The sequence below is a fragment of the uncultured Rhodococcus sp. genome, from assembly GCF_963525155.1.
GTDB lineage: Bacteria > Actinomycetota > Actinomycetes > Mycobacteriales > Mycobacteriaceae > Rhodococcus_F > Rhodococcus_F qingshengii.
On the sequence record NZ_CAURKP010000131.1, the window covers coordinates 1 to 15,195 of the forward strand.

Consider the following 15,195-nt stretch of genomic DNA (forward strand, 5'->3'; position numbering starts at 1 on the left):
TCTGCCGAGAGGGCTGAACTCGTCTCGCTGTTGCCCGACCCCCACCTCTGAGCGTACGGCACATTCGGCGCCATCAGGTGGCCGAAAGTGCCGTTCGGTCAATCAGGGGTGGGGGTAGAACAGGGCAAAAAGGGCGAGCGGGTCACACCTGGCCGACCACGCTCACCGTGACCGGCTCCTGCACCGGCGTCGACACCGGGGTCTCCGGCAGATCCGGCACCCGGGTAGCCCGCGCGTACACCGTCTCCCCCGCCTCGAGGTGCAGCGCTGCACTGTCACCGCGCGTGACCTGAGCCGAGAAGAGCTCGCCGGTTGCCTCGTTGCGCAGGTCCACTCGAACCTCGAAGCCGAGGTACACGACGCGCTCGACTGTTGCGCGTGTGACGCCGAGCGACTCGGCAGTTCCGGATTCCTGAGCAAGAGCCATGCTCGGATCGCGGCCGAGGCGGATGTCGTGCGGACGGACCAGCTGCCCGTTGAGCTTCGCGACGGACCCGAGGAAGGACATCACGAAGTCGTTGGACGGGCGGTCGTACAAGTCGGCAGGTTCACCGATCTGTTCGATCCGCCCCTTGTTCAGCACCGCGATGCGGTCGGCGACGTCGAGAGCCTCTTCCTGGTCGTGGGTGACCAGGACGGTGGTGACGTGCACCTCGTCGTGCAGGCGACGCAACCACGTGCGCAAGTCGGCACGCACCTTCGCGTCGAGCGCGCCGAAGGGCTCGTCGAGCAGGAGCACCTGCGGATCCACAGCCAGAGCGCGCGCCAACGCCATGCGCTGACGCTGACCACCGGAGAGCTGCGCGGGGTACCGATGCTGAAAGCCGTCGAGGCCGACGATCCCCAGTAGTTCGTTGACCTTCTTCTCGATCTCCGGCTTCGGGCGCTTGCGGATCTTGAGCCCGAACGCCACGTTGTCCCGCACCGTCATGTGCTTGAACGCCGCGTAGTGCTGGAACACGAAACCGATGTCACGCTTCTGCGGCGACACGCCGGTGACGTCCTTGCCTGCGATGGTGATGGTTCCCGAATCGAGTTCTTCGAGCCCTGCGATCGAACGCAGCAACGTCGACTTTCCCGAGCCACTGGGCCCGAGCAATGCCGTCAACGAACCCGAGGGAATGTTGACCGTCACGTCGTCGAGCGCCGCGAAATCACCGTAGTTCTTGCGGGCCCCGGTCACTGTGATCATGTGGTGCTCCTCTTACGGTCCAGCAGCGTCATCAGCAACAGGACAATGATGGCGATGCCCATCAGCAGCGTTGCCGCCGAATACGCACCAAAGGTGTTGTGGTCGTCGATGTATCGCGAGTGCACCAGCAACGTCAGTGTCTGGGATACCCCCGGGAAGCCGGAAGAGACCATGATGACTGCGCCGAATTCACCGAGCGAACGCGCCACCGTCAACACGATTCCGTATGTCAAGCCCCAACGGATCGCGGGCAAGGTGATCCGCCAGAACGTCTGCCAACCAGAGGCACCGAGCGTCGCGGCTGCTTGTTCCTGCTCGTCGCCGATCTCGTGAAGTACGGGTTCGACTTCCCGGACGACAAAGGGGAGCGTCACGAAAATCGTCGCGATCACCATGCCTGGCAAACCGAAGATGACCTTGAACCCCAACGATTCGATTCCGCCGAACCAACCGTTGGCACCCCACAGAAGAATCAAGGACACACCGACGACGACGGGCGAGACTGCGAAGGGCAGGTCGACCACCGACTGCAGAACTCCGCGGCCCGGGAACCGACCACGGACAAGAGCGAGTGCGGTGACCACACCGAACACGACGTTGATCGGGACCACGATCGCCACGATGATCAGCGAAAGATTCAGCGCGGAGATCGCTGCCGGTGTCGTGATCGATTCGAGAAACGGGCCGATTCCGTTCTCGAACGTTCGAGTCAGGATCACACCGATCGGCACGACCAACAACACGAACAGGTAGACGAGAGCGATGGTCCGTAGACCGATCTTCGATCCTCTGGACACGTTCATCGGGAACTCTCCTCACGTCGCTGTCCCCGCGAGGCGAAGATTCGCAGGACGAACAGCGTCACGAATGCGATGGCCAGCAACGCTACCGAGACGGCAGCGGCGTTGGTCGGACGATCGATCTCGATCTGCTGCTGAATGTACTGCGACGTCATCTGTGTCACGCGTGGGATGTTGCCGCCGATCAGAACGACCGAGCCGTATTCACCGATCGCTCTGGCGAACGCGAGGCCCGCACCGGAGATGACGGCAGGCGCCAACGTCGGGAGAACAACCGAGCGAAAGATCGTCCAGTTGGAAGCTCCCAACGACGCAGCGGCTTCCTCGACTTCGCGGTCGACCTCCAGCAGCACCGGCTGCACGGAACGGACGACGAACGGCAAGGTCACGAAGGCCAATGCCACGATCAGTCCGGGCTGGGTTGCATTGAGATGGATGTCGATCGGTGACTGCGGGCCGTAGAGGGACAGCAGCACGATCGATGCCACGATGGTCGGTAGCGCGAACGGCAGATCGATCATCGAGTTGACGATGCGCTTGCCCGGGAAGTCGTCCCGGACCAGCACCCACGCGATGATCGTGCCCATCACGACGTTGATCAGTGCCACGATCACCGAGACCAACAACGTCACGCGCAACGACGCCAAGGCGACGGGTGCGGTGACGGCGTCCCAGAATCCGGAGATCCCCTCGTCGAACGCGGTGGCGGTCAACGCGGCGAGCGGAAGCAGAACGATCACGGAGAGCCACAGGGTGGCCACTCCGATTCCGAGCGGCCCCACACTCCCCGTGACCCGCGCGAGTTTTCGCCGACGAGCCACGGGGGTGGGGTCAATAGTGTCAGTCACGTCAGTCTTACTTGGTCGCGTTGTCGTAGATCACTGCGATCGAACCGGTGTCCTTGGTGAACAGAGCACTGTCCACGGCCTTCCAGCCGCCGAGGTCTGCAATGGTCCACAGCTTGGTCGGCTCGGGGAACTTGTCGGTGAACTTGGCAGCGACGGCGGGATCCACGGGACGGAATCCTGCTTCGGCCCAGAGCGTCTGCCCCTCGGTCGTGTACAGGTAGTCCTTGAACGCGGTCGCCTTGTCGAGGACCTTGCTGTTCGAGATCACGGCAACGGGGTTCTCGATCTTGAAGGTCGTGGGCGGGGTGACGTGCTCGACCGGGTCGCCGTTGCCTTCGATGAACAGTGCCTCGTTCTCGTAACTGATCAGAACGTCACCGCTACCCTGCAGGAAGGCTTCCGAAGCCTCGCGTCCCGACTTGGGCTGGATCTTGACGTGGTCGTTGACCAAGGCGGTGACGTAGTCGAGACCCGCCTGCGGGTTCTTGCCACCGTCGCTCTTGGCGGCGTACGGCGCCAAGAGGTTCCACTTGGCCGAGCCGGAGCTGAACGGGTTCGGCGTGACGACCTCGAGGCCGGGCTGAAGCAGGTCGTCCCAGTCTTTGATGCCCTTCGGGTTGCCCGGACGCGTCACGATGGTGACTACCGATCCGAACGGAATTCCGTTGTAGGCGTCCTGGTTCCAGTTCTGATCTACCAGACCGGCATCGACCAGACGGGTGATGTCGGGCTCGACGGAGAAGTTGACGAAGTCTGCCTCGGCACCGTCCTTCACCTTGCGCGACTGGTCGCCCGAGGCGCCGTAGGAAGGATTGAAGTTGACGTTCTTGCCCTCGTCGGTCGCCTGGAAGGCTGCGGTGAGCTTGTCGAAGCCAGGCTTCGGCACGGCGTAGGCGAACAGGTTGATCGTGCCGGCGCTACCGTCGCTGGCGGCGCTGTCACCACCCACGGTGTCGCTCGAGCCACCACTGCACGCTGTGAGTACCACGGCCCCCATGGTCGCGATAGCAGTGAGAAGTGTGCGGGAACGGCGTTTCATTGCAGATACCTTCCTGAAAGGACTGACAAACGAGGGTTGGTCAAACGACAAGTCCGAGACCTCTGGGGCTGATTCCATCGGGATGTTCAGACATGGAGAGCCGACGGGCGATGAGCCCTGAATCGGGGGCGCGAGTTACGCGCAGAGAAGTTCGAGTGGGGTGCGCAGCACCACCGGAGAGGTCGAACTCAGGAAATCAACAACAGGCGACGTCAGCGACGTCGAGCATGCCGACAGCAATCAACGCCAACTGGTGGCGGATTACGGGAGCTGTTGCTTCGGACACGCGGTGGACTTTAGCAGAGCACCGGCGCCCGCTCTAATCGAGAGAACTAACGGGTGAGAAGCCACGCGACGATCACGAGGAGAATCAGGGCGATCAGGGCGAGAGTGACCCGTGAGCGGGGCATCAGCTTTCCTCTACTTCTCGAGAATTCCTACGCAACCAGCCGAAGAGCGGCAGAGCGAGAACGGCGGCCAACACGCGATCCAGACCGATGGCCACCAGGCGGCACAGCGGAACGACGACGATCAGGACCAACGCGACCTGCGGGATGAACGGGAGCCCCGCCATCCACAGCTCGAAGCTGTCCCACCAATCCGCTATCCGATCCACGCCAACACCCTATCCTTCGGACGATACGGTCCCGACAGCGTGTGGATTGGACGTGTGTCGATTCTGGCCGGATGATGGCCGAATGAGTGCTGACGACGAAGTGGTGCAGACGATTCCTCCCGCCTCCACGGGTCACCATCGAAGCAACTTTCCCCCTATCGACGACTACGCGTTTCTTTCCGATTGCGAAACCTCGTGCCTGATTGCCCGTAACGGATCTGTCGAGTGGATGTGCGTTCCCCGCCCCGACTCCCCCAGCGTGTTCGGTGCCATCCTCGACCGCAGCGCAGGCCATTTCCGCATCGGCCCCTACGGCCAGAACGTGCCGGCCGCTCGGCGCTATCTGCCGGGTGGACTCATTCTCGAGACGACCTGGCAGACCGAGACCGGCTGGCTCGTCGTACGCGACGCCCTGGTTCTCGGTCCCTGGCACAACGTCGACAAGCGATCGAACACGCACAAGCGCACACCGACCGACTGGGATGCCGAACACACCCTTCTCCGTACGGTCAAATGCGTCAGCGGCACCGTCGAACTCGAGATGAGCTGTGAGCCCGCGTTCGACTATCACCGTGGCACGGCGAATTGGGAGTACACCGGAAAGGTCTACGAGGAAGCAACGGCAACGTGTCGCTCCGCCAAGCCCGGAGACCATCCCACTCTGCGCTTGACCACCGACCTACGACTGGGTCTGGAAGGTCGTGAAGCACGAGCGCGGACGCGACTGGTCGAAGGCGACAACGTGTACGTCGCGCTCTCGTGGTCGGATCTTCCCGCGCCGCAGACGTTCGACGAGGCCGCCGACAAGATGTGGCAGACGTCCAAGTCCTGGCGTGAGTGGGTGACGATCGGCAAGTTCCCCGATCACCCGTGGCGCGGATACCTACAGCGCAGTGCGCTCACACTCAAGGGGCTCACCTACGCACCGACCGGAGCCCTACTTGCGGCTTCGACGACCTCGCTACCGGAAACACCAGGCGGAGAACGTAACTGGGACTACCGCTACGCGTGGGTTCGCGATTCCACCTTCGCACTGTGGGGTCTCTACACGCTCGGGCTGGACCGTGAGGCCAACGACTTCTTCAACTTCATCTACGACGTGTCGAGTTCGGACAACGGTCAGCCACATCCCTTGCAGGTGATGTACGGCATCGGCGGCGAGCGCACGCTCGAGGAATCCGAACTCAACCATCTCTCCGGATACGACGGTGCCCGTCCGGTGCGCATCGGCAACGGCGCATTCGATCAACAGCAGCACGACATCTGGGGCACCATGCTCGACTCGGTGTATCTCCACATCCGTACCCGCGAGCGTGTCCCCGAAGCGCTGTGGCCGCTGCTCAAGAAGCAGGTCGAAGAAGCGATCAAGCACTGGCGCCAACCCGACCGTGGGATCTGGGAGGTGCGCGGTGAACCACAGCACTTCACGTCGTCGAAGATCATGTGCTGGGTCGCACTCGATCGCGGCGCCAAGCTGGCGGAGATGCAGGGCGAGAAAAGCTTTGCACAGCAATGGACGGCCATCGCGGACGAGATCAAGGCCGACATCCTCGCGCACGGAGTCGACTCGCGTGGAGTTCTGACGCAGCGGTACGGCCACGATTCACTCGACGCGTCGCTCTTGTTGGCACCGCTGCTGCGCTTCCTGCCGGCCGACGATCCGCGCATCCGGGCGACGGTGCTGGCGATCGCCGACGAGCTCACCGAGGAGGGGTTGGTCCTGCGCTATCGCGTCGACACCACCGACGACGGTTTGAGCGGTGAAGAAGGAACATTCACCATCTGTTCCTTCTGGTTGGTGTCCGCCCTCGTCGAGATCGGCGAACTGGATCGCGCGAAGCATCTCTGCGAGCGTCTGCTCGGGTTCGCGAGCCCGCTCAAGCTGTACGCGGAGGAGATCGACGCGCACACCGGTCGCCATCTGGGTAACTTCCCGCAAGCGTTCACACACCTGGCGCTGATCAACGCCGTGGTCCACGTGATCCGCGCCGAGGAAGCTGCCGAAGCCGGAGCTTTCCAGCCCGCGCACAACGCGACCTAGACCCCGGCCACCGCTTCGAGCTGCGGCGTGATCGATTCGAGCGAGTACTTCAGCGACAGCGACGACGGAGTGTTCAGGCCGGCAACAGTCGGATAGTCGACGATGGCCAATCCGCCACCCTTGACTGCAGGCAGGTCGGCAAACCCCGGCAGCTTCATCATGTCGTCGAGCGACCCGCCGTTGGGCAGCAGCACCACGACCTCGGCGCTGAGAGCGTCGACCCGTTCCGGGCTGAGTATCAGCCGGCCACCGGTCACACCGGCCTCGTCGACCAGCTTGGGCGGCAACGACATTCCCAGACGCGTGAACAGTCCCGAAGCACCGTCCTTGGGATCAGCGACGATCACCAACTGCGACGTCGGGAAGACGTACTGCGACAAAAGAGCGGTCTTACCCTTCAGCCCCGGCAACCGCTGTGCGAGCGCATCGATCTGCCCGTTTGTCGCCTCGACGATCTCGTCGGCTCGCGACTCCTTGTCGAGAACCCGGCCGAGAATCTCCACCTGGTCCTGCCACGGATCGACCTGGACGTCGGACAGACCGGCAATTGTCGGAGCGATCTTGCTCAACTGGTCGAAATCGTCCTGATCGGCGACGGAGAACCCGCCGAGAATCAGATCGGGATCCAAGGCTGCAATTTCTTCAGCTTTGAGCGGGACACCGAACTGCTGGATCGCCGAGCGATCGAGTTCCTTCGCCGACGCGTCCACGCCACTCTCCCACGGGAACAGACCACGCTCGTCGCCCATCGGGCCGGCAGCCAGGTACCCCACCGGCTGGATTCCGAGTTCGAGCAGAGCGTCAAGCCACTGGGTGTCGGCCGCGACGATGCGCGTCGGCGTCCCGGTGATCGTGGTGGCGCCGAACTTGTGGTCGACCGTGGTGACCCGACCGTCCGCGATCTCGTCAGCGTCCGAAGACGAACAGCCACTGATACCGACGACCAGTGCTCCCAACAGAGCCACCGCCGAGAACTTCATCGCACGCACGAAATACTCCTCCACTAGTTAGTAGAGGCTTACCTTCTCATATGAGACACGGCTATGTCCGACCTTGCTTTCAGGCGAAACGAGCGAGCAGACGCTCCGCATCGGCGCCGATGCGTCGAACCACGTCGCCGGCCGGATGGGTTCCGTGCACGAGACCCACCGCTTCTCCGGCGTAGACGACGCCGCTGTGCGGATCCGACGGGTCGTACGCCTTAGCCAACGTTTCCTCGTCGGCGTCGACTCCATGCCATGCGGCGGTGAATTCGTTGGCCACAGCGCGACCACCCCACCGCTGGGGCCACGGCTGACTGCGAGCGCGGTCGAAAACGGAGGTGTAGACGGTGTCGGCGCTTCCGGATTCGACGACGCGATCACGCGCATAGTCCGGTCCGACCGTCTCCGGGCTGGCGAGTAGCGCGGTTCCGATCATCACGCCTTCGCCACCGGCAGCCAGGACTGCAGCCAAACCGCGGCCGGTCCCGATTCCGCCGGCCGCCAGTACTGGAAGAGATGTCGTTTCGAGGATCTCCTGCAGCAGCGGCAAGGTTCCGATTCGGCCCGTGTGACCGCCTGCCTCACCGCCTTGCGCGATCACGCCGTCGACACCCGCGGCCTCGACAATGCGAAGGTCTTCGAGCGTATTGATCTGTGACACAACGGGAATGCCCGCATCGTGGATTCGTCCGACATACGAGGCGGGATCACCGAACGACAAGGTGATCATGGTCGGCTCGACGGCAATCGCGGCGTCGAGCATCAACTCGTTCTCGGGCAGCGACCACGTCATCAGGCCGACGCCGAACTTTCCGCCGATCGAGCGGGCCACTTCGGCTTCGGCCTCGATCCACTCCGGTGTGTTGTACCGGGCCGCGCCAAGCAGACCCAACCCACCGGCCGCCGATACAGCTCCGGCGAGCGCGCCGCCCGCGCGGCCACCCATGGGCGCCCCGAGAACCGGGATTTCGACTCCGAACTCTCGGGACAACCAGGTGGTGACCATGCGCTCCTACTTCTTGGGCTTCTCGCCGACCGATTCCGACGTCAGGGCCGCCACGAATGCTTCCTGCGGCACCTCGACGCGACCGATGGTCTTCATGCGCTTCTTGCCTTCCTTCTGCTTCTCGAGCAGCTTGCGCTTACGGCTGATGTCGCCGCCGTAGCACTTGGCAAGAACGTCCTTGCGGATTGCGCGAATGTTCTCGCGCGAGATGATCTTCGCGCCGATCGCGGCCTGGATCGGAACCTCGAACTGCTGGCGAGGAATCAGCTCACGAAGCTTCGACGTCATGCGTCCGCCGTAAGCGCCGGCGTTGGAACGGTGCACGATCGAAGAGAACGCGTCGACGGCCTCGCCCTGCAGCAGGATGTCGACCTTCACCAGGTCGGCCTGCTGCTCACCTGCCTCCTCGTAATCGAGGCTGGCATAACCCTTGGTGCGGGACTTGAGGGCGTCGAAGAAGTCGAACATGATCTCGCCCATGGGCAATTCGTATCGCAACTCGACACGAGTCTCGGAGAGGTAGTCCATGCCGCCGAGCTCACCGCGACGGGACTGGCACAGCTCCATGATGGCGCCGACGTATTCACTCGGGGCGATGACGGTGCACTTGGCGACGGGCTCGTAGACCTCGCGAACCTTGCCTTCCGGCCAGTACGACGGGTTGGTGACGATGACCTCGGCCCCGTCCTCCATCACGACGCGGTAGACGACGTTGGGCGCGGTGGAAATCAGTTCGAGGCCGAACTCACGCTCGAGGCGGTCGCGGGTGATCTCCATGTGGAGCAGGCCGAGGAAGCCGCAGCGGAAGCCGAATCCGAGGGCAACCGACGTCTCGGGTTCATACGCCAGGGCCGCGTCGTTGAGACGGAGCTTGTCGAGGGCATCGCGCAGCACGGGGTAGTCCGAGCCGTCCATCGGGTAGAGGCCCGAGTAGACCATCGGCTTGGGATCGCGGTAGCCGACTAGCGGTTCGGTCGCGCCGTTGCGGGTGGTGGTGACGGTGTCACCGACGCGCGACTGACGGACATCCTTCACACCGGTGATGAGGTAGCCCACCTCGCCGACGCCCAGACCGATACTGGCCTTCGGCTCGGGGGAAATGATGCCGACCTCGAGCAGTTCGTGTGTAGTGCCCGTGGACATCATCGTGATCTTCTCGCGGGGACGGATCCGACCGTCGACCACACGCACGTAAGTGACCACGCCGCGGTAGGTGTCGTACACGGAGTCGAAGATCATCGCGCGGGCGGGACCGTCAGCATCGCCGACAGGCGCAGGTACCTGCTTGATCACCTCGTCGAGCAGTTCCTTGACGCCCATACCGGTCTTACCCGAGACGCGCAGGACATCACCGGGCTCGCAGCCCGTGATGTGCGCGATCTCTTCGGCATAGCGGTCGGGATCCGCGGCCGGGAGGTCGATCTTGTTGAGGACCGGAATGATCTTGAGATCCTTCTCCATCGCCAGGTAGAGGTTCGCCAGCGTCTGAGCTTCGATGCCCTGAGCAGCATCGACCAGTAGAATTGCGCCCTCGCATGCTTCGAGCGCACGGGAGACCTCGTACGTGAAGTCGACGTGGCCGGGAGTGTCGATGAGGTGGAGGACGAACTCTTCGCCGTCGACGGTCCAGGGCAGACGAACGTTCTGAGCCTTGATGGTGATGCCGCGTTCACGCTCGATGTCCATGCGGTCCAGGTACTGCGCACGCATCGCCCGCTCTTCGACCACACCGGTGAGCTGAAGCATGCGATCTGCCAGCGTCGACTTACCGTGGTCGATGTGCGCGATGATGCAGAAGTTCCGGATCTGCGCAGGATCCGTGAACGTCTTGTCGGCGAAGCTGCTGATGGGAGACCCCTTAGTCGGACCGGCACCGGCCCGGATCCGGGCCACTGTCAACCCTCAGGATATCCAAGTCTCGGCGCCGCCGTACCAGGGGATCCCACGGGCGGGTGATTATGCTCGAACGCTATGGCAAGCATGTGGAAGCAGATCGGCAGAACCCTCGGCGCCCTCGCGGTGGAGAAGGGCCCTGCGTTGCTGCGCCAGCTGCAGTCGTCCACGTCCCAGTCGTCTGCCTCGAAGCCGGGTCCGTCCGGCCGCCCGATCGCCGCGCGGACGTCTCCGACCGCACATCGCGCCCGCAAGGTCGAGTACTCCCCCGACCTCGACGGCAAGGCCGATCCGGGCGAAATCGTCTGGACCTGGGTTGCCTACGAGGAGGATCCGACCCAGGGCAAAGACCGCCCGGTGCTGGTTGTCGGCCGCGACGGCGACACGCTGCTCGGCCTGATGTTGTCTTCGCAGAGTAAACGCCAGGGTGAGCGCGATTGGCTCGCAATCGGTTCGGGTCCATGGGACGGAGAGGGAAGGCCCAGCTGGGTCCGGCTCGACCGGGTGCTCGACGTTCCCGAGAGCGGGATCCGGCGCGAGGGCGCCGTCATGGATCACAAGAAGTTCGACGCGGTCGCGGCAAAACTTCGGGCCGACTTCAGCTGGAGCTGAAGCCGACCCGGACGATGGAAACAGTGTCGATCAGCTGTCCATACGGTTGAACCGTCCGAAGAGTGCTCGATAGATGAGTGCACCGAGCGCACCGCCGATGAGCGGGAACACGATGAACAACCACACCTGACCGAGTGCACCGTCCTGGAACGGCGCGACAGCGAGGCTTCGAGCGGGGTTGACGGAGGTGTTGTCGATCGGGATCGAGATCAGGTGAATGACGGCCAGGGTGAAGCCGATGGACACCCCGGCGAGAGGCACGTCGGAGATCTGGTCGGTCGACGCGAGAACGACGAATACCAGCAGTGCTGTCAGCAGGATCTCGATGATCATGGCGGCACCGATGCCGTAGCCGTCGGAAACCACGTTTCCGAGAAGATTCTTCTCGGCAGACGGACTGTGTGCGCCCCAACCGTTTGCACCCAAACCGTCAGCAGCACGGTTGTACGCCGGGAGACTGTTGGCCACCGTGTAGATCACGACGCCTGCGACCAAGCCGCCGATCACTTGCGCGACAACGTAAATCGCCGCATTGACGGCTGAGATTCGCCCGATCACGAATTGGCCGAGAGTCACGGCTGGGTTGACGTGGCAACCGGAAATCGGGCCGATCGCATATACGAGGAACAGCAGGGTCAGGCCGAATGCGAAGGCAACTCCGAGGTTGCCGACTTTCGCACCTGCAAAGACGGCAGTTCCGACTGCGGAGAACACGAGCACAAATGTTCCCACCGCTTCGGCCGCATACTTCTTCACATCCGAGATCGGTTCGATCTCAGTCAATTCCTGTGCAGTTGGAGACATATTCCCACCTTCTTCTCATCGAACGGTAGTAATGCTCACGCGCCTAGATTTGCCGGACTTTACGCAAGCCTGGTGATCTCCACAACAACTTCGAGATCTGTGGAGCGTCCACCGGAAAAGATTCCCTTCAAAGGCGGCACATCCGAATAGTCCCTTCCTATTCCGACCGAGACATGCTGTTCATTCACAGCTATCGCATTGGTCGGGTCGTATCCCCACCACGCGCCGGTCCACGCTTCGATCCACGCGTGCGATTCCCCGACCACCGTGTCCCCGACTGCCGCATCACGTTTGGGGTGGAGATAGCCGGAAACGTATCGACACGGTATCCCCATCGTTCGAAGCAACACCAAGGTCAGATGCGCATAGTCCTGGCAGACACCTTTCCTGGCCGACCAGGCCTCCACCGCCGACGTATGCACTCCGGTCGTACCGGGAACATATGACATTTCGCCGTAAACCCATTGCGACGCAGCCACTACTGCATCTTCAGGTGATTTATCTTTGCGCAATTCCTTGGCAATTGTCGCCAGCTTACGATCACGCGGAACGTATCTCGTGAAACTCAGTTGTTCGTTGAATCGATCTTTAATCGCGTTTCCCGACAATTCATCCCAGTCGACGGTTTCCTCGGGCTGAACGAACGGTTCCGTCTCCACCACCGACAGCCCGGTCACTTCGAGTTCCGTATGCGGGGCGTGCAAGTCGAAGGCGGTCACCGCGGTGCCCCAGTAATCGGTGTATCGGTAGGAACGCGTTGCCGGCTGGGTTTCGACGCGCGTGAGTATCACCGTCTGCCTGGTGTCGCCGCGAGGTGTCAATCGCGCTTCGTTGTACGACGACGTCACCGGGGCGTCGTACGCATATCCCGTGGTGTGCACGACCCTCATCCGCCAGCTCACAGCTCTCCCTCCACCGTCGACTCCGCATACGCGGCGCCGGCATCCGTCCACGCGACCCACGGCGCAGCGTGGAAGTACTGCAATGCAATTGCCTCACCCAGTTCGCGGCATGTCTCCTGCCAACCGAGCAACCGTCCCTGCAGATCCTCGAGCAACACGCCCTGCGGCAGAAACTCGAGCTCACTGCGTGCGCGGCCCAGTAGCCGCGGCGCCTCCGCCCGGATCCCGACGCGACTGCCCGGCTGCGGGTCGAGCTCCTGCAGGCACTTCTCGGCCTGCCTGATCGAGTGGAACACCGAGCGCGGAAAGAGCCTGTCCAACAAGATGAACTCGACGACGCGATTGGCGTCGAGTGCTCCGCGATACGTACGCAGATACGTGTCATGCGCACCCGCCGAGCGAAGAACACTGACCCACGCCGGCGAAGACGGGCGGTCACCGGCGCGCGCCAGCAGCATTCGCACGATCATGTCGACACGTTCGATCGAGCGCCCCAGCAGAAGGAACCGATAGCCGTCGTCGCGGCTGAGCGTGGAATCCGCCAGGCCCGCGAACATCGCTGCGCGTTCCTCCACGTAGCGGAAGAACTCGTGCGGGCCCAGCCTGCGTGATGCACGCTCACGCTCGGCCAGTCCGTTGTACGTGGTGTTCAGGCACTCCCACATCTCACTCGACGTGACCTCACGTGCTCCGCGAGCATTCTCTCGGGCACTCGCCAGCGAGTCCACGATCGAACCAACCTGATTGCGACTGAACGCAACCAGATCGGTGAGGGAACGCACGTCGAGCTTCTCCTCCGGCGCCTCGATGCCGAGAACACGCAAGAGCAAGCGCGACGTGCGGTCAGGATCGACGGTGGCGTCGTCGAGAAGTTGGTGGACGGCGACATCGAGGATCCGAGCGGTGTCGTCCGCCCGCTCGACGTAGCGGCCGATCCAGTAGAGAGACTCTGCGTTGCGAGCAAGCATCAGTCACCACGCTCCGTTCGCTGATAGTTCTTGGTAGCTGGGCAGTTCAGTGGAGTTCACTGTTGCTGCTGCTGTTGTTGTTGTGAGGTGCTCAGCTCCGGGCCCTGCACCGGTTCCGCGGATTCCGGGGGCTCGGACACCAACTCCTCGCCGGACAGCTCCGGGTCCTCGTGAGAGGTGCGGCTCGCGAGCACCCACGTGTCCTTGCTTCCGCCGCCCTGGCTGGAGTTGACCACCAGCGAACCTTCCGGAAGTGCCACCCGGGTCAGGCCGCCGGGCAACACCCACACGTCCTCACCGTCGTTGACGGCAAAGGGCCGCAAGTCCACGTGGCGCGGCGAGAGAACATCGTCGATCTTGGTCGGCACCGTGGACAACTGCACGAGTGGCTGCGCAATCCACCCGCGCGGGTCTGCCTTGATCTTGCGGGTGATCGCGGCCAGTTCCTTGGGGCTCGCGTCGGGTCCGAAGACGATTCCGTAGCCACCGGACCCTTCCACCGGCTTGATGACCAGTTCGGCGACGCGGTCGAGGACTTGCTCGCACTCCTCGTCCAACCAACAGCGGAACGTGTCGACGTTCTGCAAGAGCGGCTTCTCACCGAGGTAGTAGTCGATGATCTGCGGAACATAGGTATAGACGAGTTTGTCGTCACCGACTCCGTTGCCGACGGCGCTCGAGATCACCACGTTGCCCGCCCGCGCCGCATTCAGTAGACCTGCGACGCCGAGAATCGAATCCGGGCGGAAGTGCATCGGGTCGAGGTACTCGTCGTCGATGCGGCGATAGATGACGTCGACCTGGCGCTCACCTTCCGTCGTGCGCATGTATACCATGTTGTCGCGGCAGAACAGGTCGCGACCTTCGACGAGTTCCACGCCCATCTGACGAGCGAGCAACGAATGCTCGAAATAGGCCGAGTTGGCAATACCTGGTGTGAGAACAACCACTGTGGGGTCCGCTTCGTTGAGTGCAGCACCCGCGCGCAGCGCCCTCAGCAAGTGTGTTGCGTAATCCCCGACGGCCCGCACCTTGTGGGACATGAACAGGTCGGGGAACACCCGAGTCATCGTGCGACGGTTTTCCATCACATAGGAGACGCCGGACGGAGATCGCAGGTTGTCCTCGAGAACTCGGAACTCCCCGGCCTCGTCACGGACCAAGTCGATACCGGCGACGTGGATTCGCACACCATTGGGCGGCACGATGCCGGCCGCTTCACGGTGGAAGTGCTCACACGAGGTGACCAGACGGCGCGGCAGCACGTGATCGCGCAAGATTCGCTGCTCGCCGTAAATGTCCGCGAGGAACAGCTCGAGCGCCTTCACACGCTGCTTGATGCCCTTTTCCAGCCGCGACCACTCCTGCGCGGCGATGACGCGCGGCACCAGATCCAACGGAAACGGTCGCTCCTGCCCGGACAGCGAGAACGTCACGCCCTGGTCGATGAATGCGCGTCCGAGCGCGTCGGCACGCGCAGCGAGGTCGGCA

The 15,195-nt window shown here is 62.9% G+C and carries 15 protein-coding genes; 2 read left to right on the top strand and 13 right to left on the bottom strand.

Features of this window, described 5'->3' with window-relative positions:
• Positions 1-142 precede the first annotated feature (142 nt).
• The 6 genes from RWT78_RS21515 to RWT78_RS21540 all read right to left on the bottom strand — a co-directional run bounded on the left by RWT78_RS21515 (position 143) and on the right by RWT78_RS21540 (position 4,495).
• Positions 143-1,192 carry a sulfate/molybdate ABC transporter ATP-binding protein gene (locus tag RWT78_RS21515; RefSeq protein WP_007731046.1) on the bottom strand — a complete coding sequence of 350 codons (1,050 nt, stop codon included), beginning with the start codon at positions 1,190-1,192 and terminating at the stop codon, positions 143-145.
• A complete protein-coding gene (cysW, locus tag RWT78_RS21520; protein WP_003944503.1) occupies positions 1,189-1,995 on the bottom strand; it encodes a sulfate ABC transporter permease subunit CysW in 807 nt (268 codons plus the stop codon). Before cysW ends, RWT78_RS21515 begins: the two co-directional genes overlap by 4 nt.
• Complete coding sequence (gene cysT / locus RWT78_RS21525; protein ID WP_314678083.1) at positions 1,992-2,840, bottom strand: sulfate ABC transporter permease subunit CysT; 849 nt, start codon at positions 2,838-2,840, stop codon at positions 1,992-1,994. Before cysT ends, cysW begins: the two co-directional genes overlap by 4 nt.
• A 7-nt stretch (positions 2,841-2,847) precedes the next feature.
• Positions 2,848-3,879, bottom strand: coding sequence for a sulfate ABC transporter substrate-binding protein (locus RWT78_RS21530; RefSeq protein ID WP_003944569.1), 1,032 nt, complete (start codon positions 3,877-3,879; stop codon positions 2,848-2,850).
• 196 nt (positions 3,880-4,075) lie between these two features.
• Entirely contained in the window at positions 4,076-4,165 is a 90-nt protein-coding gene (locus tag RWT78_RS21535; protein WP_309599318.1) for an Ms4533A family Cys-rich leader peptide, read from the bottom strand.
• Positions 4,166-4,288: 123 nt separating this feature from the next.
• Positions 4,289-4,495 carry a hypothetical protein gene (locus RWT78_RS21540; protein ID WP_007731042.1) on the bottom strand — a complete coding sequence of 69 codons (207 nt, stop codon included), beginning with the start codon at positions 4,493-4,495 and terminating at the stop codon, positions 4,289-4,291.
• A gap of 82 nt (positions 4,496-4,577) precedes the next feature.
• Between RWT78_RS21540 and RWT78_RS21545 the strand changes: the two genes are divergently transcribed.
• Complete coding sequence (locus RWT78_RS21545; RefSeq protein ID WP_003944557.1) at positions 4,578-6,536, top strand: glycoside hydrolase family 15 protein; 1,959 nt, start codon at positions 4,578-4,580, stop codon at positions 6,534-6,536.
• Here RWT78_RS21545 and RWT78_RS21550 read toward each other — a convergent pair.
• From RWT78_RS21550 to lepA, 3 genes are all read right to left on the bottom strand, one after another.
• On the bottom strand, positions 6,533-7,516 hold the full coding sequence (locus RWT78_RS21550; RefSeq protein WP_314678098.1) for an ABC transporter substrate-binding protein: 984 nt from the start codon (positions 7,514-7,516) through the stop codon (positions 6,533-6,535). The two genes, RWT78_RS21545 and RWT78_RS21550, sit on opposite strands and share 4 nt — an antisense overlap.
• Before the next feature lie 79 nt (positions 7,517-7,595).
• Positions 7,596-8,525 (bottom strand): nitronate monooxygenase family protein, encoded by a 930-nt coding sequence (locus RWT78_RS21555; RefSeq protein WP_003944507.1) that lies wholly within the window; start codon positions 8,523-8,525, stop codon positions 7,596-7,598.
• 6 nt (positions 8,526-8,531) lie between these two features.
• Entirely contained in the window at positions 8,532-10,424 is a 1,893-nt protein-coding gene (gene lepA, locus RWT78_RS21560; RefSeq protein ID WP_314678091.1) for a translation elongation factor 4, read from the bottom strand.
• A 72-nt stretch (positions 10,425-10,496) separates the two neighbouring features.
• Here lepA and RWT78_RS21565 point away from each other — a divergent pair, with 72 nt between their 5' ends.
• Positions 10,497-11,030, top strand: a complete 534-nt coding sequence (locus RWT78_RS21565) for a type II toxin-antitoxin system PemK/MazF family toxin (protein ID WP_037131563.1) — start codon at positions 10,497-10,499, stop codon at positions 11,028-11,030.
• A gap of 30 nt (positions 11,031-11,060) precedes the next feature.
• On the opposite strand, the gene RWT78_RS21570 is transcribed toward RWT78_RS21565, so the two are convergent.
• The 4 genes from RWT78_RS21570 to RWT78_RS21585 all read right to left on the bottom strand — a co-directional run.
• Positions 11,061-11,834: an aquaporin gene (locus tag RWT78_RS21570; protein ID WP_003944482.1), complete on the bottom strand. Its 774-nt coding sequence runs from the start codon at positions 11,832-11,834 to the stop codon at positions 11,061-11,063.
• Between the two features lie 59 nt (positions 11,835-11,893).
• The gene (locus RWT78_RS21575) at positions 11,894-12,724 is read right to left on the bottom strand and encodes a transglutaminase family protein (protein WP_007731033.1); all 831 of its coding nucleotides are present in this window, start codon (positions 12,722-12,724) and stop codon (positions 11,894-11,896) included.
• Positions 12,725-12,732: 8 nt separating this feature from the next.
• Positions 12,733-13,704: an alpha-E domain-containing protein gene (locus tag RWT78_RS21580; RefSeq protein WP_019749046.1), complete on the bottom strand. Its 972-nt coding sequence runs from the start codon at positions 13,702-13,704 to the stop codon at positions 12,733-12,735.
• A 56-nt stretch (positions 13,705-13,760) separates the two neighbouring features.
• Positions 13,761-15,195 (bottom strand): circularly permuted type 2 ATP-grasp protein (locus RWT78_RS21585; protein ID WP_314678095.1); only part of this gene is annotated, 1,435 nt, incomplete at its 5' end.